The organism is Methylobacterium sp. A54F (genome assembly GCF_053346035.1).
The window spans coordinates 24374-44026 of the sequence record NZ_JBKFBF010000007.1; the positions used below are offsets into that span (position 1 = coordinate 24374).

Below are 19653 nucleotides of genomic sequence, written 5' to 3' on the forward strand. Positions count from 1 at the left end.
GGCAAGGCGGTACGGCCGAGCTTTCCAGCCCCCGATCCCCATACTACCAACGATTGTGATGACGCTGAGCAACCCGGGCAGGTTCGACGCAGGGGCCTCGCGGGGCCTCAAGGCCCGGCGACGCGCTCGAAGGTGAGGTAGGTGGGCCGGCGGCCGGCCGCGATCGCCTTGGCCTCGTAGCGGGTGCCGGGCCACCCCGAAAAGGGCTCGCGCCAGTCCGCGGCGCTGCGGGCGGTCCAGCGGAGCGCCGGGCAGCGGGCGGCCCGCACCAGGGTCCAGCCCGCGTAGTCGTCGATGTCGCTGGCGAAGCGGAAGTGGCCGCCCGGGCGCAGCACGCGCGCGATCTCGGCGAGCGAGGCGTCCGAGACGAACCGCCGCTTGCGCTGGCGCCGCTTCGGCCAGGGATCGGGATAGAGCAGGTAGACGCGCGCGAGGCTCGCGTCCGGCAGGGCCGCAAGCAGCGCCGTGACGTCCTCGTCGCGGATGCGGACGTTGCGCAGGCCCTGTTCGTCGACCGTGCGCAGCAGCTTGACGACGCCGTTCACGAACGGCTCGGCGCCGATGATGCCGACCCGCGGATGGGCCGCGGCCTGGGCGGCGAGGTGCTCGCCGCCGCCGAAGCCGATCTCGAGCCAGATCTCGTCGCGGGGCTCGGCGAACAGGGCGGCGGGGTCGAGCCCCGCGCCGGCCGGCGGCACGGCGACCCGCAGCCGCGGCAGCAGCTCCGCGAGGCGCTGCTCCTGGGCGCCGCGCAGGCGCTTGCCCTTCCGGCGCCCGAAGAAGGCGCGCTCCGGCTCGCCGCCCTCGCCCGGCCGGGGAGGGATCTCGTCCCGCCCCGCCGTCACGGGGGTCAGGCGAGGGCCGACTTCAGGCTGCCGGCGAGGTCGGTGCGCTCCCAGGAGAAGCCGCCGTCCGCCTCGGGCGCCCGGCCGAAATGGCCGTAGGCGGAGGTGCGGGCGTAGATCGGCTTGTTGAGGCCGAGCTTCGTCCGGATGCCCCGGGGCGACAGGTCGAGGGCGTCCATCAGGACCGCCTCCAGGCGGCTCTCGTCGACGGTGCCGGTGCCGTGCAGGTCGACGTAGATCGAGAGCGGCTTGGCCACGCCGATCGCGTAGGCGAGCTGGATGGTGGCGCGGCGCGCGAGGCCCGCGGCCACCACGTTCTTGGCGAGGTAGCGGGCCGCGTAGGCCGCCGAGCGGTCCACCTTGGTCGGGTCCTTGCCCGAGAAGGCACCGCCGCCGTGGGGCGCCGCGCCGCCGTAGGTGTCCACGATGATCTTGCGGCCGGTGAGGCCGGCATCGCCGTCCGGGCCGCCGATCACGAACTTGCCGGTCGGGTTGACGTGCCAGGCGGTGCCCTCGTTGACCCAGCCCTCCGGCAGCGCCTTGAGGATGTAGGGCTCCACGATGGCGCGTACGTCGGCCGAATCGAGGGACTCGTCGAGGTGCTGCGTCGACAGCACGATCTGGGTCGCCTCCACGGGGCGGCCGTTGGCGTAGCGCACGGTCACCTGGCTCTTGGCGTCCGGCCCGAGCACGGCCGCGTCGCCCTGCTTCGCCTTGCGGGCATCCGCGAGGTCCTTGAGGATCTTGTGGGCGTAGAAGATCGGGGCCGGCATCAGCTCCGGCGTCTCGTCGGCCGCGTAGCCGAACATGATGCCCTGGTCGCCCGCGCCCTCGTCCTTGTTGCCGGCCGCGTCGACGCCCTGCGCGATGTCTGCCGACTGGGCGTGCAGGTGGATCGCCACGTCGTTGTTCTTCCAGTGGAAGCCCGACTGCTCGTAGCCGATGTCGCGCACCGCCTCGCGGGTCAGGTGCTCGAGATCCCGGAACGTCACCGAATCGGGGCCGCGCACCTCGCCCGCGATGACGATGCGGTTCGTGGTCGCCAGCGTCTCCACGCCGAGCCGGGCCTCCGGCATCGCGGCCAGGTAGGCGTCCACGACGGTGTCGGAGATGCGGTCGCAGACCTTGTCGGGGTGGCCTTCGGACACGGATTCGGACGTGAACAGGAAATCGGAGCGCGGCATCGGCTCGGCAACCCTCGGTTGCGGGCGCGCCATCAATGCTCGCGGCGCTGGAACCCGGTCTGCGTTAGCGGCCGTTCTCGCACCGCCTCCGCCGGGCGGTCAAGACGAAATGACGAACGTGTCCGCTATATCAAACGAAGCGGTCGGTAGGTCGGTCGACGTCGCTCAGCCGTTGAACTTGCGATCGAGGAGGTGCACCGCGGCGGCGAAGTCGCGCTTGGCGGTCTCGGAGAAGTGCTCGGAGACGTGCCGCGCCATGGCATCGGCGAGTCCCTGCCAGGGGCCGCCGGCGACGTAGGGGTCCTGGTGCTCCTCGGCGAAGCCGGAGGCGGCGACGTCGTCGGTCCGCTCCATGCCCTGGAAGAAGTATTCCAGCGGAACGCCGGTCATGCGCGAGAAGATGTCGAGGTGCACCGCGCTGATCCGGTTGGTGCCCTTCTCGTACTTCTGCAGCTGTGCGGCCGACATGCCGAAGCTCTGAGCCACGCGCCTTTGCGTGAGCGACGCGCGCCGGCGTGTCTCGGCGATGCGCTGCCCGATGAAGACGTCCCGCTGATCGGTCTTCTGCCCTGCCATGGATCGACTCGTCTGCCTGCCGGCTCGCTTGGGCGGACCCCCCCGGACCGCCGACGATACGCTTAAGGTTCGGCCGGACCTTTGTCACGGCGGCCGAGGCACATTACGCAGTGTCCCGCGTCGAATGTCAGCAGTCCGACGGCCAGATCTACGATCCGGAACCCGAACGGGACCGGCCTCCACGCGGCCCAGGCCGCGGATGGGCAGCCTGACTGCGATTATCCGCTGTATAATACTACCTATTGTTGTATTTTCCGCCGAAAGCGACGGCAGGCTGGGCTATGAAGCGTGCGCTGACCCGGCTGAGCACCGGGCAGAGCCGAGAGGCCCCGCGTCCCATGCCCGCCGTGCCCGAATCACAGGATCCGAAGTCTCCGCCGAGCGACGAGGCGTTGCGCGCGCATATCCGCGCCGTCCTCCGCCAGCTCGCGGAGCGGCGCAAGCGGACCACGCAGCCGTAGGCTGACGGCGGGTGGAGGAGTGGCGTCCCCGGCAGGGTTCGAACCTGCGACCCCAGGTTTCATACCGCTTCGGCTTTCGCCGCCGCCCGCACGGTCCGGGCGTTCGTGGTCTGGACTATCCCTTCGCCCTAGGCCCTGGGGACCCTTAGGCGCCGCCCGTCTAGTCTCTACACCTTCCCGGGCCGGCGGGTGCCGGCGTCTCGGGCTTGGCTCGGGATCGGCAGGGCGCCGCGCCCCGGGGGGCCTGGCGCCGGGAGCTTTCCCCGACTTTGAGCGGATCCACCGCACGGTTTCCCGTCCGGCGCCCAATTGCTGCTTCTAGGAAACCTGTGCTCTGTCCAACTGAGCTACGGAGACAACCGCGGCTGCCATAGCACCAACGCGAGGCGAGGCCAACCGAGCCGGGGGCGGCGAGGGCCGCCCGGGAGGCCTGTGGCCGCGCGGCCGCAGGCCGCCGCAAACCGGCCGCCGCCCGGTGCGGAGCGGGCCCGTCTCGGCCATCATGCCCCCATGCGATGCGCTGCGGAATCGATCGGGCTGGGGAGGCGGACGGCCCTGGCCTCCGCCCTCGGGCTCATCGCCGCCCTGCCGGCGGCGGCGGCCCCCCGGGCCGGCGCGCCCGAGTGCCGGGCGGCCTCCACGCGCGGCGATGCCCTCCAGGCCCTCGGGCCCCGCGGCGAGGTGGTGCTCGCCTCCGGGACGCGGGCCCTCCTCGGGTCGCTGCGCTGGCCCGAGGACCCGGTCGCCGCGGCCGAGGCGGAGGGCTGGCTCCGGGCCCGCGCCGGCCGGGCGCTGGCGGTGACGGCGCGGGGAGAGGCCGACCGCTGGGGCCGTATCCGGATCGACGCCGCCGACGAGGCCGACGGCACCGACCTCGCGGGCGGCCTGATCGAGGCCGGCCTCGCCCACGCGGATGCGGGGGAGGGGGACGTGCTCTGCCGTCCGGCGCTCCTCGCCGTCGAGGCGGGTGCCCGCGCGGGCGGGCGCGGGCTCTGGGCGCGCGAGCCGGTCCGGGACGCGCGGGACGGGGCGGCGCTGCGGGCCCGGGCCGGGCGCTTCCTGGTGGCGGAGGGGCGGCTCCTGAACGTCGGCGAGCGCGCCGCGCGGACCTATCTCGACTTCGTGCGGCGGGGCGAGGACGGGCTGACCGTCACCGTGTCGAAACGCACTTGGCGCCGGCTCCAGGAACGTGGTTTGAGTGCGGCGGGGCTGAGGGGCCGCACCGTGCGCGTGCGCGGCATCGTCGAGATCGGGCGCGGGCCGGTGCTGGATCTGACGAGCGCCGACGCGCTGGAACTCCTCGGCGAGGCGGCACGCCCCCTCGGGGAGGCGGACAGGGAGCGGGCGCTTCGGCGCTGAGGGGCCATGCGCGGGGTCTTGGAACGCAGCATCATCCGCGGAGCCGGCCGGCCGCGCCGGGGGCTCGCCCTCGCGCTGCCGCTGCTGCTCTCGGCCTGCGCGGGCGAGCACACCGGGGCGGTCCTGACACCGGCGGTCGTCACGGTGCCGGCCGAGGCGCCGCGCACCACCGGCCGCGAGCGCGGCTCGGACGCCGACCACCTCAAGCTCGTCGCCTCGTTCGGGGGCGAGTACCGCGCGCCCGCGGCGCTGCGCCTCCTCAACGAGGTCACCGACCGCCTCGTCAAGGCGAGCGACCGGCCCGACCGGACCTACGAGGTGACCATCCTCGACAGCCCGGTGATCAACGCCTTCGCGCTGCCGAACGGGCGCCTCTACGCCACCCGCGGCCTGCTGGCCCTCGCCTCCGACACCTCGGAGCTCGCGGCGGTGCTCGCCCACGAGATCGCCCACGTCACCCTGGCCCACGCCAACGCCCGGACCGAGCTGGAGCTGCGCTCGCAGCTCGTCAGCAAGGTGGTGGCCGACGTGCTGAACGACCCCGCCACCGGCGCCCAGCTCCAGAACCAGTCGCGCTTCGCGCTGGCCCGCTTCTCCCGCGAGCAGGAGCTGGAGGCCGACGCGGTCGGCGTGCGCACGCTCGCCAAGGCCGGCTACGACGCCTTCGGGGCGGGCCGCTTCCTCAGCGTCCTCAACCGGACGGTGGCGCTGAAGTCCGGCACCGGCACCGCGGCCGAGCCCGACATGCTGGCGACCCACCCGGGCACCGCTGAGCGCATCAGCCTCGTCACCCGCGCCGCGCGGCGCACCGGCGCGCCGGGCCTCGGGGCGGACGACCGGGCCCGCTACCTCGCGGCGATCGACGGCCTCGCCTACGGCGACAACCCGGCCGACGGCGTGGTGCGGGGCCGCCGCTTCCTGCATCCGGGCCTCGGCATCGCCTTCGAGGTGCCGGACGGCTTCACCATCGAGAACACAAAGGCGGCTGTGCTCGGCACCACCAACGAGGGCAGCCGCCGCCTGCTGTTCGACCAGGTGGAGGCCGGCGCCGGCCAGGATCTCGCCGACGTCCTGAAGGCCACCTGGAACGACGCGATCGAGGCGGCCTCCGTGGAGGCCCGCACGATCGCCGGGCACCCGGCGGCCGTGGCGCTGTCGCGCGGCAAGGACTGGACCTTCCGCCTCGCGGCGATCCGGGTGGGCGACACCACCTACCGGATGATCATGGCCGCCAAGGGGGCGACCGACCCGGAGCCGGCCTTCCGGCGCTGGACCGAGAGCCTCGCCACCGTCTCCCCGGAGGAGACTCGCAACCTGCGCGCCCTGCGCCTCGCGATCGTGCCCGCCCCGTCCGCCTCGGCCGAGGAGCTCGCCCGGCGCATGGCGGCGCCGGACCGCGCCCTCGACCGCTTCCTGGTGCTGAACGGCTTGGAGCGCGGGGCCGCCCTCAGGGTCGGACAGGGCTACAAGGTGGTGACCGAGTAGGGGGCGGCTCGCGCCGGCCTCACGCCGCGGCGAGCGCCAGCGACATCGATTCCTTCTTGATCAGCTCGCGATAGAACCCGTCGAGGTGGGTGAGCTTGTCCGGCGAGCCGTCCTGGATGATGCGGCCGCCCTCGAGGACCACGATCCGGTCGAAGTCCTTGAGCGTCGAGAGCCGGTGCGCGATGGCGATGACGGTCCGGCCCGCCATCAGGTTGGCGAGGGCGTGGCGGATCGCCTCCTCGGACTCGGCGTCGAGGGCCGAGGTCGCCTCGTCGAGGAGCAGGATCGGGGAGTTCTTCAGGATCGCGCGGGCGATGGCGATGCGCTGGCGCTGTCCGCCCGAGAGCTTCACGCCGCGGTCGCCCACGATGGTGTCGAAGCCTTCCGGCAGGGCGTTGATGAAGTCCGTGCAGTGGGCGGCCTCGGCGGCCTTCCAGACGTCCTCGTCGGAGGCGTCGGGCCGGCCGTAGCGGATGTTCTCGCGCAACGAGCGATGGAACATCGAGACGTCCTGCGGCACCACCGTGATGGCCTCGCGCAGCGACTCCTGGGTCACGCGGTCGAGGTCCTGGCCGTTGATCAGGATCTTGCCGCCCTGAACCTCGTAGAAGCGCTGCAGCAGGGAGAACAGGGTCGACTTGCCGCCGCCCGACTTGCCGACGAGGCCGACCCGCTGCCCCGGCTCGATGGCGAGGTCGAAGTCGGTGAACACGCTGCGGCCGTCCGGATAGTTGAAGGCCACGTGCTGGAAGTCGATCTTGGCGCCGTGGCCGGTCAGCGGCTCGGCCTCCGGGTGGTCCACGAGGTCGTGCGGCTGCAGCAGCGTGTGCAGCGCCTCCGAGAGGCGGGCGGTGTGCTGTGTGGCGTCGACGAGCGCCACCGCGAGGTCGCGGGTGGCCGCCAGAATGCGGATGCCGAGGGTGCAGACGAGGACGACCTGACCGTTGGTGGCGCGGCCCGCCTCCCACATGGTGATCGCCCAGTAGAGCAGGCCGAGCACCGCGAGCACGGTGAGGATGGCGTGCACGATGCGCAGCTTCTCGAGGTAGAGGAGCGAGGAGCGGCGGGCCTTCATCTCGGTGCCGATGGTGCCCTCGAAGCGGATCGCCTCCCGCTTGAAGGCCGAGAAGGCGCGCACGAGCTGCATGTTGCCGACGAGGTCGACCATCTCGCCGTCGACGCTCGCGGCCTTGGCGGCGAAGTCGTGGTGCAGCGGCTTGCCGGCCGAGGCCATCTTGAACATCAGCACCACGACGGAGGCGAAGATCGCCGCCAGCACCGCCGCCATGGTGAGGTTGACGGTGGCGATGTAGATCAGCGAGCCGCAGGCCGCGACGCAGGGCGGCATCACGTTGAACACGAACATGTTCTCGACCGTGAAGATCGCGTTCGAGGTCGCCGTGATGCGCGAGGCCAGCGTGCCGGGCTGGCGGTCGGCGAAGAAGGTCGGGGAATGCCCCGTCATGTGGCGGAAGAGGTCGCGGCGGATGTCGCCGGTGACGCCCACGAAGGTGAAGGCGCCGACGAGCGCGGCGACGCGCCAGAGTAGGTTGTCGGCGGCGATGAAGGCGACGAGCAGCGCCAGCGCGCCCCAGACCAGCCCGGCATCGGGGCCCTTGCCGAGGGCGTCGACCACGCCCTTCAGGGCGTAGTCGGTCGAGACCGAGAAGCCCACGGCGCCGAGCACGGCGCAGAGGATGACGGCGTGGGGCAGGGCGCGCCGCTTCAGGTAGCGCGCGACGAAGGCCCAGGGCCGATCGGCGTACGTGTCGAGATCTTCCATCGCGATGGCCATGTCGTGTCTACCGAACCTGACGGACGACGAGGAGGGGTCGCGGGCCGATCAGGGACGGACTGATCCCCAGCGGCAACGCAACAGCGTCGCCATACGTTGCATGCCCTCGTTCGTGCCGCACGCTTTTATCCATCGAAGCTGAACGCGAGTTGAGCGTCGGGCTGCGCGGAAGCGAATCCGGTGCCGCGGCGCTCAGCGCCCCGCCTCCGGCTCGGCCCGGCGCGTCTCCGGCATGATGGTGGCGACGAGCAGGAAGGCCGCGAGTCCCACGAAGGCGAGGCCGAGGAACGCGTCGTGGCTGCCGTAGCGGTCAGCCACGAGGCCCGCGAAGGAGGTCGAGAGCGCGGCCCCGATGCCCATCGCGGTGCCGACCGCGCCCAGGGCGAGGTTGAACCGTCCGGTGCCGCGGGTGAGGTCCGAGACCACGAGGGGCACCATCACGCCGAGAACCGCGGCCGAGATGCCGTCGAGCACCTGGATGCCCACGAGGAGCGTCGGGTTGTCGGTGTAGGCGAAGAGCAGCCCGCGCAGGGGCAGGGCCGCGAAGCCGAGGAGCAGGATCGGCCGGCGGCCGAAGCGCTGCGCCGCCCGCCCGAGGCTCGGCGCCAGCACGGCCAGCACGCCCTGGGGCACCATGATGCAGGCGGCGATGAGGGCGGTGGCGGTCTCGCTCGCCCGCAGGGTCAGCACGCTGCCCACCAGCGGCAGCATCGCGGCGTTGGCCAGGAAGAACAGGGTCATGCAGGCGGCAAAGCACAGGAGCGCGCGGTTGGTGACGAGGGTGCGCAGCGCGCCCGGGCCGGGGGCCCCGGCCGCCGGGGCGGGGGGCGGCTCGCTGCGCACCTCGTCGGCCCGGATGAAGGAGAGGGCAAACAGCGTCGGCACCACGAGCCCGGCCGTGAGGTAGAACACGGCGTCGTTCGAGACGTAGTAGCCGCAGGCGCCCATCCCGGCGGCCGCCAGGGCGTTTCCGAGCGCCTGGAAGCTCGCGTTGCGCCCGAGGCGCTCGCCGGCCCGGGCGTGTCCCACGAGGCCGATGCTGATCGCCGCGATGGCGGGCGTCAGCACGCAGCTTGCCGCCGAGTGGGCCGCCATGGCGAGCAGCACGATCAGGAAGTTCGGCCACATGGCGAGCGCGAAGGCGCTGGCGGCGATCGCCGTCACCGAGAAGCCGGCCGCGAAGCGCTTCGAGCGCGCGGCGTCCACGAAGGCGCCGCCGGGCACCTGGCCGAGCAGGCTCACGAGGCTTCCGACCGTGAGCGCGAAGCCGATGTCCGACTGCGTCCACTTGGCCTGGGTGAAGTAGACGGCGAGGAACGGCCCGAACCCGGTCTGCAGGTTCGCCACGAAGAACGCGAAGGCGTCGAGCCCGCGACGGCTCGCACGGGAGAGGACGGCCGACTGGGGGGCCACGGAAGCGGGCTCGGGCATCGGGTCGGCCACGGCCTCGGCAGCCGCCTCCTTCAGGCGGACCGGCCGGGCGCGGATCTCGTGCCGGGGCAGGTCGCGCTCGCGCGAGGGGGCGGCGCGCCGATGCTTCAAGCGGGCCACCGTCATCTATCCGGAGCCCGCTCCGGGGGCTTCGCGCCCTCGGCGGGTGGCGTCGCGGCGGGCTGGGCGGGCGCCGGCTGCGCGACGGGGGCCTGTGCGGCCGGCGGCTGTCCGGCGGGGGCCGGCGCCTGTCCGGGGGGCTGTCCGGCTGGTTGGGCCGCCGCCTCGCCCTCCGGCGTGCCGCCGGGGCTCGCGGGGCCGAGCACCACGATCGGCTCGCCGGGCTTGTACTCGGGCGAGACCCGCACTTGGTTGCGGCTGAGCTGCAGCACGAGGCGGCCGGGCTTGCCGTCGGTGGTGAAGCGCAGGGCCCGCCAGTCCACCGCGATCTTGCGCGAGCCGACCCCGAGGAAGCCGCCGAAATCGATGATCGCCGCCCGCGGGCGGCCGTCCTTGTCGATGATGATGTCGATCACCCGGCCGAGCTCGTCGCCGTTGAGCCCGCGCACGCCCTTGCCGAGCAGGCTCTCGTAATCCTGCGTGTCGAGCACGGTGGCGGGCGTGCCCTGCTGCGGCGCCGGCTGCGGGGTGACCTGTGGGGCAACTTGCGGGGTGGCCGGGGGCGGCGCGACGGCGGGCGGCGCGGCCTCCGGTGCGCTCGCCGGAGCCGACGCGTTCTGGGCGCCGGCGCCCGCGGCCCAAAGGGTGATCGTCGCTGTCGCGATCATCCGGATCGTTCTGAACACGCGGTGTCCTCGGTGGCTGGTCGGCGGTTCCGGTCACAACAGCGGCGCTTGCGCCCGGTTCCGGAAGGTGGCCCGGTCGGTCTGCCCGCCGACCAAGGCGAAGTTGTGGATCCGCGGCCGCGGATGACGGCGCAGCGCAAGCTTCGTGCCCGGGCGTGTCCGCCCCGCGTCTGGTTTTCGCCAAAACCCCGTCGTAGAGAGGCGGCGAAGAAAGAAGGCGGGTCCCCCGACCCGGCGGAGGACCACCCCATGTCGCTTATCCAGAGAGCCGGCGCGGCGGCGCTCGTCGCGGCCTCGCTCGCCGGCTGCCAGGCCCTCGGCGGCAGCTCCGGCGTGATGCCGGCGAGCGATGTCGGGCCGCCCCCGTCCCTGCGCAGCGCCCTGCCGGGCCGCGCGATGCGCACCACGAGCACCGACGAGGAGGGCCAGCCCCTCGCGACGCGGCCGACCCGCCAGCTCGACCTGCCGAAGAACGCCCGCGGCGAGGCCCGTGCGGCCGATGCGGGCCCGCGGCGCATCCGTCGCGACGAGATCGAGGGCGGCGCCGAGGGCGGCCCGAACAGCGGCGGCCTCGCCCCCTCGCTCAGCCCCGGCGGCGGCGTCGGCCTCGGCGGCAAGTTCTGAGCGGCAAGTTCTAGGCGGCAAATCCGGGGGCGCCCCCCGCGGGCCTCCTCGTCAGCGGGGCTTGGTCAGCGGAGCTTGGCGACGGAGATCACCCCGTCGCTGTCGATCGCGAAGCCGATCCCGGCCTGCTTCAGGGCGGAGACCGCGGCCAGCCGGTTGCGGGCCAGCAGGCCCTCGGCGTCATCCTCCAGTCGGCGGATGGTCGAGAGGGAGAGCTGGCTCGCCTGCGCCAGGTCCACCAGCGTCCAGTCGAGGAGGCCGCGCGCCGCGCGCAGGTGCAGCCCCCGGATCGCGGCGTCGGCCTCCGTCGATTCGCGCCGCGGGCCGCCGAACGTCGCGGTCTGCGGGAACGAGAGCCCCGCCCACTCGGTGACGGTTCCGGCCGCGTTGGTCATCGGGGCGAACACCAGGCGCAGGCGCTGGCGGCCGCCCCGCGCGAGATCCACGGTGACGTCCAGCACGTAGGCGCTCCCGCGCTCCCGCAGGGCCGCCTGGCGCTGCAGCGCCTGGGCGCGCTCCTCCGGGACGATGGGGCGGTGCCACTGCGCGAAGAGATCCTCCGAGGCCAGGCCCGTCAGCTCGCACCAGCCCGGGGCATGGATGACGTGGCCGTCCGTGGTCGCGACCCAGGGGATGATGCCGTACTGGTCGAAGAGCGCCCGCTGCCGGTCGCTCTGGAAGCGCATGGCGAGCGCCGCGGATTGCTGGCTCGTCACGTCGATCACCACGCCGGCCGCGCCGGTGGGGCGCCCCTCCGGCGAGAAGTAGACGTTGTTGCGGGTCATCACGACGCGCATCGTCCCGTCCGGGCGCAGCACGCGCACCGTCCGGTCGCTCAGGAGACCCTCGTTGATGATCTGGGTCGCCTCCTCGACCTGATAGCGGTCGTCCGGGTGGATCAGGCTGCGGAAGAGGTCGTGGTCCGGGCGCACCGTCATGTCCTCGATGCCGAGGATCCTGAAGAGCCCGGAGGACCACACGTAGTCCCGACGCTCGAAGTTCCAGCCCCAGGTTCCGGTCAGGCCGAACGACTCCACCATCCGGAGGAATTCGCGGGAGGAGAACGCGATGGTCGAGGGGTTCATCGAAGGGGCGGTCCGGCCGGCTGCGGTCGTGTCTGGGGCGGGGATCCGGCAGGCGGGATCGCGCCCGGCGCAACGGGGCCCGGGCCGGGCCGACCGGCGACGCACTGCGTCATCCGCGGGCGGCTTGCGCCGGCCGCCCGGCCCCGGAGGAGCGGACGCCATGGCTGAGCCCCCGCGCAAAGTCACGGGTCTGGCGGAAATTCATGGATGCTCCAACCAAAAATGAAAACTAAAGTAGCAAAAAATACGAATGCCACTTATGATTTATAATTTATGCTACAGAAGATTGCGTGCGACGCAAGATCACCAGGGGTTGTTCTTGCGTCGCGCAGCGGCGGCGGCAGGCCGGATCGCGGCCCGGTCTCAGCTCGTCGGCACGGTCCCGCGGCCGTAATAATCGTCGAGGCGGCCGCCGTAGCCGGCATCCGCGAAGGCATCCTCGCCGGGGCCGTGGCTCGGGGCGCCCGCGAGCGTGTCGCGATCGATGTCGACCACGTAGCCGCCGAGTTCGGGGCTGTAGGTCAGGGCGCGCCAGGGCAGGGGATGGTGCTGCTCGCCGAGGCCCAGGAATCCCCCGAAGGCGAGGACCGCGTAGGCGACCTGGCCCGAGACCTTGTCGACCATGAAGTTGTGAACCGAGCCGAGGTGCTCGCCGGCCGGGCTGTAGACCGCGGTGCCCTCCACCTTGTTCGAGGCGATCAGGCGCGGGGTCTCGTCGGTCGGCAGGCCCTCGCCGGAGGGGTCGAGCTCCATCGAACCGGGCTTGCGGAAGCCGCGCTCGTGCAAGGAGTCCCGGGAATTAGGGTCGCGCTGGGCGGAGGTCGGCGGCAGGTCGGTCGGCATGGCGGCTCCCGGTCAGGGTGCGTCCGGACGGACGCGGCTGACCGGAGAAAGAACGCGCGGGCGGACCGGTTCCGACCCGGGGCCGCTCAGACGAGGCCCGGACGGCGTCCGGGGTCCCGCCCGGTGCCCGGCTCCAGGGCGACGCCGAGGCCGAGGGCCAGGAGGAGGGCGCTGGCGGAGCAGAGCGCGAGGAGCGTGGCGGCGAGGAACATGGGCCGATCGTCCCGGAACGGGCTTAACCAAGGGTTTCCGGAGCCCGCGGAACGCGCCTCTCGGCGCTGCAGCATGTGCAATCTGTGGACTGGAGCCGCCGCGAGGGCGGTTTCCCCTTGGAACGCAGTCAGCACCGCTTAGTTGTTGCAGCTAAGCCGCCCCTAGGCGGGGCTGCCACGCGCCCGCTCGTCCGCGGGGACACGGAGGAAGCTCATGGCAACCAAGTCGACCGAGTCAAAGGCCGCCGCCCCCAAGGCGAAGGCTGCCCCCAAGGCCAAGGCCGCCCCGGCCAAGGGCGCCGCCGCGAAGCCGAACGCCCTGCAGCAGCCCCTCAAGCCGTCGGCCGAGCTCGGCGCGATCGTGGGCACCAGCCCGCTCCCGCGCGGCGAGGTGGTCAGCAAGGTGTGGGACTACATCAAGAAGCACAACCTTCAGAACCCGTCCAACAAGCGCGAGATCCTCGCCGACGACAAGCTGAAGAAGGTCTTCGGCAAGGACAAGTGCACCATGTTCGAGATGAACAAGCATCTCGCCGCGCATCTGAAGTCCTGACGCGTTCAAGGCCGGTCGCGGAGCCTCCGCCGGGCCTCGGCCCCGCGGAGGCTCGCGTCGCCCCGGCCGTCCTCAGGCCGGGTGATCAGGCCGGGTGATCAGGCGATGCCGCGCAGGAGCCCGCCCTCGACCCGCAGGGCCGCCCCGGTCGTGGCACTGGCCGCGGGGCTGCACAGGTAGGCCACCATGCTGGCCACCTCGTCGACGTCCGCCAGCCGCCGGATCAGCGACGTCGGCCGGTGCTGCTCGATGAACTGCCGGCCCAGCGCGTCGAGGTCGGCGTGCTCGGCGTCCGGCGCCATCTGCTTCAGGAAGTCGGTCACGCCCTCGGACAGGGTCGGCCCCGGCAACACGCTGTTCACCGTCACGCCCGAGCCCGCCACGGTCTCGGCGAGGCCGCGGGCGACGGCGAGCTGCGCCGTCTTCGTCATGCCGTAATGGACCATCTCCTGCGGGATGTTCAGGGCGGACTCGCTCGAGATGAAGACGATCCGGCCCCAGCCCGCCCGGACCATGCCGGGCGCGTAGGCGCGCGACAGGCGCACGCCGCTCATCACGTTGACGTCGAAGAAGCGCTGCCAGTCGGCATCCGGGATCTCGAAGAACGGCTTCGGCTCGAAGATGCCGGTATTGTTCACGAGGATGTCGACCGCCGGCAGCCCGCCGACGAGCGCCGCCACCCCCTCCGCCCCCGCCACGTCGCCGACCGCCGCGAAGGGCTCGGGGCCGCCCGCCTCCGCCTTCAGGCGCGCGATGGCGGAGGCGACCCGCGCCTCCGTCCGCCCGTTGATGCCGACGCGGGCACCGAGCCCCGCCAGCGCCTTCGCGATCGCGTAGCCGATGCCGCCCGTCGATCCGGTGACGAGGGCGCTGCGGCCCGTGAGATCCATGTCCATGGGTGCCTCCTTTTTCGGGCGCTCAGCCGCCCGGCTGCCGTCGCAGGACGCTCGCCACGCCGCCGGCCCCGGCGAGCGCCACGGCGCTCCACAGGGCGAGGCTCACGGCGTGCTCCGGGCCCGTGCCGTGGACGAGCCCGAACAGCACGGCCACGAGGGCGGCGCCGAGCGACTGCCCGGTGAGCCGGGCGGTCGACTGCATGCCGCTCGCCCCGCCGCTGCGCTCGCGCGGCGCGCTCGTGATGATGACCTTGTTGTTCGGCGACTGGAACAGCCCGAAGCCGAGGCCGCAGAGGGTGAGGCGCCAGACGATGTCGAGGGTCGCCGGCTGCGCGGGCAGGAGCGCCATGCCGGAGAGGCCCGCCGCCATCGCGGCGAGGCCGAGCCCGCCGAGGAGCCCCGGCGGGTAGCGGTCGGCCAGCCGGCCCGAGATGGGCGCCATCGCGGCGATGGCCAGGGGCCAGGGCGTCAGCAGGAAGCCGGTCTGCGTCTCCGAGAGGTGCAGCACGTCCTGGAAGTAGAAGGGCAGGGCGATGTAGGCGACCATCTGGCTCGCGAAGGCCGCGATCGAGGTCGCCATCGAGAGCGCGAAGGCCGGGATCCGCAGGAGGTCCACGGGCAGCAGCGGGGCCGGCAGGCGGAGCTGGTACCAGACGAACACCGCGCCGACCATCAGCGCCGCGGCGATCTCGGCCAGCGCCGGCCCGCGGGTTCCGGCCTCGCCGAGGCCGTCGATGCCGATGATCAGGAGCCCGAAGGTCAGGGCGTTGAGGAGCGCGCTCGGCGCGTCGAAGCGGGCGCCGCTGCGGGGCGTGAGCGGCAGCGTCCGCGAGGCCACCAGGAGGGCGAGCAGCCCCACCGGCAGGTTGACGAGGAACAGCCAGGGCCAGGACGCCACCGACAGGATGGCGGCGGCCACCGTCGGCCCCGCGGCCGAGGCCACCGCGACCACGAGGGCGACGTTGCCGACGCCCCGCCCGATCATCCGGTGGGGATAGACGAAGCGCACGAGCGCGATGTTGACGCTCATGATGCCCGCCGCCCCGAGCCCCTGCGCGATCCGCGCCGCGATCAGCACCGGCAGGCTCGGCGACAGCGCGCAGGCGAGGGAGGCCGCCACGAACACCGCGAGGCCGGTCAGGTAGACCCGCCGGTAGCCCAGGATGTCGCCCAGCGCCGCCAGCGGCAGCAGCGCCGCCGTCACGGCGATCTGGTAGGCGTTCACCACGAAGATCGCGGAGCCCGGGGGCACCGCGAGGTCCTTGGCCATCACGGGGAGCGCCACGTTCACGATGGCCCCGTCGAGCACCGCCATGGTCATGGCCAGGCCGATGGCCAGCATCGCGAGCAGGCGCTCGCGCGCGGGCAGGCCGTCCGCCGCGTTGTGCGGCGCTTGCGCGGGCCGGGGGCCGGCCGGTTCGGCCATCGCGGTCGCCTCGGGCGTTGTGCGTGGCAGCCCGAAGGCTGCGGGGGCTCCGGCCGGCGATATCGGCGCGGGGCGCGGGCCTCAAGTGTCCTATGTCACCCGTCTCGCGTTCATGGAGCTCCACCCGCGATGCCGTCCCGCCCGAGCCTGATGTCGATCCTCCTCGCCGCCCTCTGCCTGGTGGGCGCCCCGGCCCACGCGCAGGACGCCTCCGCCGAGCCGCTCGGCATCGCGCTCGAGGGCTTCGCCTATCCGTACCCGGTCCGCACCCTCGACCTGACCCGCGACGGCGAGGCCCAGCGCCTCGCCTACATGGACGTGGCGCCGACCGGGCCCGCCAACGGCCGCACCGTGCTGCTCCTGCACGGCCGCAACTTCCCGTCGAGCTACTGGCAGCCCGTCATCGAGGCCCTGACCGGGGCCGGCTACCGCGCGGTGGTCCCGGACCAGCTCGGCTTCGGCAAGTCCTCGAAGCCGGTCGGCCCCTTCACCTTCGACCGGATGGCGGCCGACACCGTGGCGCTCCTCGACAGCCTCGGCCTCGCCCGGGTCGACGTCCTCGCGCACTCGATGGGCGGGATGCTGGCGGTCCGCCTCGCCCGGAACGCCCCGGGCCGGGTCAACAGCCTGGTCCTCGAGGCGCCGATCGGCCTCGAGGATTACCGCTTCGCGGTGCCCCCCGTCTCGGATGCGGAGCTGCTCGCCCGGGAGGGCGCCCTCACGGCCGACGCCTACCGCCGCCAGCTGCGCACGAGCTACGCCCTCACCCTGCCGGACTCGGCCATCGAGCCCTTCGTCGCCGTGCGCGAGCGGGTGAAGGGCTCGGGCGAATACCGGCGCTGGCTGCAATCCTTCGTGAACAGCTACCAGGCGATCTGGGGCCAGCCCGTGGTCCACGAGATCCCCCTCGTGGCGGCCCCGACCCTGTTCGTGATGGGCGGCAACGACCACAATGCGCCGGGCAAGCCCTTCGCCCCGCCCGAGCTCCAGGCCGGCATGGGCCGCAACGCCGAGCACGCGCAGAGCCTCGCCGGCCGCATGCGGGACGGCCGCGCCCTCGTCCTCGACGGCGTCGGCCACCTCGTCCACCTGGAGGCCACCGACCGCTTCAACCGGGCGGCCCTGGACTTTTTGGACGGCCATTGACGCAGGACTACATCAGGGGTCCCGCTTGCAGGAGGGATGCATGGACGTCGGATTTCTCGGGCTCGGCCGCATGGGCCGCGCCATGGCGGCGCGGCTGGTGGGGGCCGGGCACACCGTCCGGGTCTGGAACCGCTCGCCGGAGGCCGCCCGGGGCATCGCGGGCGCGGTGCCGGTGGCGAGCCCCGAGGCGGCGTTCCGGGGCGATGCCGCCATCACCATGCTGGCGGACGACGCGGCGCTGCGCGCGGTCATCGTCGAGGCCGGCCTCCTCGACCGGGCCGAGCGGCCGGGCCTGCACCTCTCCATGAGCACCATCTCGGTGGCGCTCGCGGCCGACCTCGCCGCGATCCACGGGCGGGCCGGCGTCGCCTACGTGGCCGCGCCGGTCTTCGGCCGGCCGGACGCGGCCGAGGCGGGCGCCCTCAACATCGTGGCGGCGGGCGAGGCCGCCGCCCTCGACCGGGCCGCGCCCCTCCTCGACGCCATGGGGGCGCGGACGTGGCGCTTCGGGGAGGTGCCCGAGCGGGCGAACGCCGTGAAGCTCGCGGGCAACTTCATGCTGGTCTCGGCCATCGAGGCGATGGGCGAGGCGGCCGCCTTCGCGGAAGGCCACGGCGTCGCGGGGGCGGACCTCCTCGATCTCCTGACGAGCACGCTGTTCGCGTCCCCGGTCTACAAGGGCTACGGCGCCCTCATCGCGGCCGACCGCTACGAGCCGCCGGGCTTCAACCTCAGGCTCGGCCTCAAGGACATCCGCCTCGCCCTCGCGGCCGGCGAGGCGGCCGGGGTGCCGCTGCCCTTCGCGAGCGTCCTGCGGGACAACCTGATCGAGGCCGTGGCGCACGGCGACGGCGAGAAGGACCTCGCCGCGCTCGCCCGGGTCGCGGCCCGCCGCAGCGGGCGCTCCTGAGCCGCGCCTCGGCTCAGAGGGCGCCGTCCCGGACCGCCCCGGGATCCGCCAGGGCGTGCAGCAGGCGGGCGGCGCTGTGGGCGAAGCGCAGCGTCACCGCCTTGCGGCGGGCGCCGCTCAGCGCGTGCGTCCCGGGCTCGCGCAGGATCGCCCCCCCGAAGGCGTCGGCCACGATCAGCCCCGCCTCCTCGGGGATGATCTCGGGCCGCAGGCCTTCCGGAATCGCGAAGTAGAAGCGGTCGCAGAAGTCCCGGTAGTCCGGCCATTTCCGGTCGGCGCGGAAATCCGCCACGCTCGACTTGATCTCGACGATGGTGAGGCGCCCGCACGGTGCCAGGGCGATCACGTCGGCGCGCCGCCCGTTCGCCAGGGAGAATTCCGGGATGGTCACGTGGCCGAGATCGGCGAACAGCCGGCGCACGCCCCGCTGCAGGGTCGCGGCCACCGGCGACTGGCGCCGGTCGGCCGGAAGCAGGCCGAGCGGCTGGGGAGCGGGGGGCTCGGGCGCGAGGGACAGGGCGGCGGACACGGCGGATCGGGGCTCTCGAAGCGCGGCGGGACTCGGTCGTATCGAATCAGGTCCGCCGAGTCGTGTCGATGCGGCGCGGGCACCGCAGGTGCGGCGCAAGGTTGTCGGGTGCTCCGCCGAGGTGCCCGTCGGCACTTATACGCGGGGCGGTGCACACACTATAGTTGTATGCATGTGCACCTGTATGTTGTATGACGGTCGGGTTCGGTGCGGACGTCGGGGCTAAGCATGGACGGTGCGTCCTTCATCGATGCGCGTGGCGCGGTGATGGGCTGCCGGCGTACCGCCGAGTCCGGCCTGGAGATCAGGCTGTCCGTGTGGGGCGGGCTGTTCCGGCCCGCCTGCGGCCGCGATCCGGGCTGGGTGGCCGTCCGCGATGCGGAAGGGCGCGCCCGCCTGGTGCTCAGCGGCTCGGAGACCGGGGCCCTGGCCCGGCTCGTCGCCGAGCAGGCGCGCCTCGGCCGCGCGATCGTGGCGGCCCTGTGCCGGTCGCGGCTCCGGATCGCCGACGTGCTCGGGCTGGTGCCGGGCGACGAGGCCGTCGCGCTGCCGACCCGGCGCAACGCGGCCTCCACCCTGTCCCCCCGGGCCCTCCACCTGCACCCGACCGGCGGGAGCGTCCTCGTCGGCGTGGTCTTCGACTGCGACTGGGACCACGAGCACGGCCTCGGCGTCCTGATCCGGGACGGCGACGTGCTGGGCCTCGACGCGGCGGCTGCGGCGGCCGACCCGCGGGTGGCGCAGCGCGCCGCGCTCGGCCGGCACGCCTTCTTCCTGTCCTCCCACCCCGCCGCCTGAACCCGCCCGCTCAGCCCTGGAACCAGGTGAGCAGCCCGGCCCCGGGGGCGAGCAGCACGAACGCCCAGGCGAGCGCCGAGAGCAGGTTCGCCGCCTGGAACGGCAGGCGCGCCACGCCGAACATCCCGGCGATCAGCGGAACCACCGCGCGGGCCGGCCCGAAGAAGCGCCCGACCGCCACCGCCGCGGCGCCCCAGCGGCCCAGGAAGGTCTCGCCCTTGGCGACCATCTCGGGGTAGCGTCGCATCGGCCACATCCGCTTGGCATCCTCGCCGAAGTAGCGGCCGAACTCGTAGGAGAGCCAGTCGCCGAGCGCCGCGCCCACGGCCGCGGCGAGCACCACCGGCCAGAACGGGATGTCGGCCGCCCCGATGAGCGCGCCGATCCCCACGAGGATGACGGTGGCCGGCACCAGGAGCGACAGGAAGGCGATCGACTCGCAGAAGGCGAGCAGGCCCGCGATGGCGGGGGTCCAGGCCTTGTGGGACTCCACGAACCCGAGGGCCGCGGTGCGCAGTGCTTCGAGGTCCATGCGGGTCCGGGGTCTCCTGGCGATCCTGAACCCCGTGTGGCCGCTGGCGCGGCGCCCCGCAAGTCGTCCCGCAAGTCGTGCAGCAAGCCGTCCCGCAAGTCGTGCAGCAAGTCGTCCCGCCAGTCGTGCAGCAAGTCGTCCCGCGTGCGAGCCGTCC

Annotated in this window: 20 protein-coding genes; 7 read left to right on the forward strand and 13 right to left on the reverse strand. The window is 73.1% G+C overall.

The genetic code is table 11. The features are described from left to right. Positions 1-107: 107 nt before the first annotated feature. From trmB to ACLBXP_RS12895, 3 genes are all read right to left on the reverse strand, one after another. Positions 108-845, reverse strand: coding sequence for a tRNA (guanine(46)-N(7))-methyltransferase TrmB (gene trmB, locus ACLBXP_RS12885; RefSeq protein WP_447668071.1), 738 nt, complete (start codon positions 843-845; stop codon positions 108-110). A gap of 5 nt (positions 846-850) precedes the next feature. Further along, positions 851-2029, reverse strand: coding sequence for a methionine adenosyltransferase (gene metK / locus ACLBXP_RS12890; RefSeq protein WP_447668073.1), 1179 nt, complete (start codon positions 2027-2029; stop codon positions 851-853). A gap of 165 nt (positions 2030-2194) precedes the next feature. Next, positions 2195-2605, reverse strand: coding sequence for a helix-turn-helix domain-containing protein (locus ACLBXP_RS12895; RefSeq protein ID WP_447668075.1), 411 nt, complete (start codon positions 2603-2605; stop codon positions 2195-2197). A gap of 971 nt (positions 2606-3576) precedes the next feature. Between ACLBXP_RS12895 and ACLBXP_RS12900 the strand changes: the two genes are divergently transcribed. Together ACLBXP_RS12900 and ACLBXP_RS12905 are read left to right on the forward strand one after the other, a co-directional pair. After that, positions 3577-4425: a hypothetical protein gene (locus tag ACLBXP_RS12900; protein WP_447668076.1), complete on the forward strand. Its 849-nt coding sequence runs from the start codon at positions 3577-3579 to the stop codon at positions 4423-4425. Between the two features lie 6 nt (positions 4426-4431). After that, positions 4432-5910 carry a M48 family metalloprotease gene (locus tag ACLBXP_RS12905; protein ID WP_447668078.1) on the forward strand — a complete coding sequence of 493 codons (1479 nt, stop codon included), beginning with the start codon at positions 4432-4434 and terminating at the stop codon, positions 5908-5910. 19 nt (positions 5911-5929) lie between these two features. On the opposite strand, the gene ACLBXP_RS12910 is transcribed toward ACLBXP_RS12905, so the two are convergent. The 3 genes from ACLBXP_RS12910 to ACLBXP_RS12920 form a co-directional block, all read right to left on the reverse strand. Further along, a complete protein-coding gene (locus ACLBXP_RS12910) occupies positions 5930-7693 on the reverse strand; it encodes an ABC transporter ATP-binding protein (RefSeq protein ID WP_447668370.1) in 1764 nt (587 codons plus the stop codon). Between the two features lie 204 nt (positions 7694-7897). Beyond that, complete coding sequence (locus tag ACLBXP_RS12915; RefSeq protein WP_447668080.1) at positions 7898-9262, reverse strand: MFS transporter; 1365 nt, start codon at positions 9260-9262, stop codon at positions 7898-7900. Then, a complete protein-coding gene (locus ACLBXP_RS12920) occupies positions 9259-9942 on the reverse strand; it encodes a PRC-barrel domain-containing protein (RefSeq protein ID WP_447668082.1) in 684 nt (227 codons plus the stop codon). Before ACLBXP_RS12920 ends, ACLBXP_RS12915 begins: the two co-directional genes overlap by 4 nt. Positions 9943-10191: 249 nt before the next feature. Here ACLBXP_RS12920 and ACLBXP_RS12925 point away from each other — a divergent pair, with 249 nt between their 5' ends. After that, positions 10192-10566 (forward strand): hypothetical protein, encoded by a 375-nt coding sequence (locus tag ACLBXP_RS12925; RefSeq protein WP_447668083.1) that lies wholly within the window; start codon positions 10192-10194, stop codon positions 10564-10566. 65 nt (positions 10567-10631) lie between these two features. Here ACLBXP_RS12925 and ACLBXP_RS12930 read toward each other — a convergent pair whose 3' ends face one another. From ACLBXP_RS12930 to ACLBXP_RS12940, 3 genes are all read right to left on the reverse strand, one after another. Beyond that, positions 10632-11651: a PAS domain-containing protein gene (locus ACLBXP_RS12930; protein WP_447668084.1), complete on the reverse strand. Its 1020-nt coding sequence runs from the start codon at positions 11649-11651 to the stop codon at positions 10632-10634. Between the two features lie 363 nt (positions 11652-12014). After that, positions 12015-12494: a PRC-barrel domain-containing protein gene (locus tag ACLBXP_RS12935; RefSeq protein WP_447668086.1), complete on the reverse strand. Its 480-nt coding sequence runs from the start codon at positions 12492-12494 to the stop codon at positions 12015-12017. 86 nt (positions 12495-12580) lie between these two features. Beyond that, entirely contained in the window at positions 12581-12706 is a 126-nt protein-coding gene (locus ACLBXP_RS12940; RefSeq protein ID WP_447668087.1) for a hypothetical protein, read from the reverse strand. 214 nt (positions 12707-12920) lie between these two features. On the opposite strand from ACLBXP_RS12940, the gene ACLBXP_RS12945 reads away from it, so the two are divergent. After that, entirely contained in the window at positions 12921-13259 is a 339-nt protein-coding gene (locus ACLBXP_RS12945) for an SWIB/MDM2 domain-containing protein (RefSeq protein WP_447668088.1), read from the forward strand. Positions 13260-13357: 98 nt separating this feature from the next. Here the strand turns inward: ACLBXP_RS12945 and ACLBXP_RS12950 are convergent, their stop codons facing one another. Beyond that, on the reverse strand, positions 13358-14155 hold the full coding sequence (locus tag ACLBXP_RS12950) for an SDR family NAD(P)-dependent oxidoreductase (RefSeq protein ID WP_447668090.1): 798 nt from the start codon (positions 14153-14155) through the stop codon (positions 13358-13360). Positions 14156-14177: 22 nt separating this feature from the next. Further along, entirely contained in the window at positions 14178-15581 is a 1404-nt protein-coding gene (locus ACLBXP_RS12955; protein ID WP_447668092.1) for an MFS transporter, read from the reverse strand. 129 nt (positions 15582-15710) lie between these two features. Here ACLBXP_RS12955 and ACLBXP_RS12960 point away from each other — a divergent pair, with 129 nt between their 5' ends. Together ACLBXP_RS12960 and ACLBXP_RS12965 are read left to right on the forward strand one after the other, a co-directional pair. Further along, positions 15711-16727 (forward strand): alpha/beta fold hydrolase, encoded by a 1017-nt coding sequence (locus ACLBXP_RS12960; protein WP_447668094.1) that lies wholly within the window; start codon positions 15711-15713, stop codon positions 16725-16727. A gap of 40 nt (positions 16728-16767) precedes the next feature. Further along, positions 16768-17637 carry an NAD(P)-dependent oxidoreductase gene (locus tag ACLBXP_RS12965; protein WP_447668095.1) on the forward strand — a complete coding sequence of 290 codons (870 nt, stop codon included), beginning with the start codon at positions 16768-16770 and terminating at the stop codon, positions 17635-17637. Positions 17638-17650: 13 nt separating this feature from the next. Here the strand turns inward: ACLBXP_RS12965 and ACLBXP_RS12970 are convergent, their stop codons facing one another. Then, on the reverse strand, positions 17651-18166 hold the full coding sequence (locus ACLBXP_RS12970) for an MmcB family DNA repair protein (RefSeq protein ID WP_447668097.1): 516 nt from the start codon (positions 18164-18166) through the stop codon (positions 17651-17653). A 228-nt stretch (positions 18167-18394) separates the two neighbouring features. Between ACLBXP_RS12970 and ACLBXP_RS12975 the strand changes: the two genes are divergently transcribed. Continuing rightward, positions 18395-18964 (forward strand): DUF6985 domain-containing protein, encoded by a 570-nt coding sequence (locus ACLBXP_RS12975; RefSeq protein ID WP_447668098.1) that lies wholly within the window; start codon positions 18395-18397, stop codon positions 18962-18964. A 10-nt stretch (positions 18965-18974) separates the two neighbouring features. On the opposite strand, the gene ACLBXP_RS12980 is transcribed toward ACLBXP_RS12975, so the two are convergent. Then, positions 18975-19496 (reverse strand): DedA family protein, encoded by a 522-nt coding sequence (locus ACLBXP_RS12980; protein WP_447668099.1) that lies wholly within the window; start codon positions 19494-19496, stop codon positions 18975-18977. Between the last annotated feature and the right edge of the window lie 157 nt (positions 19497-19653).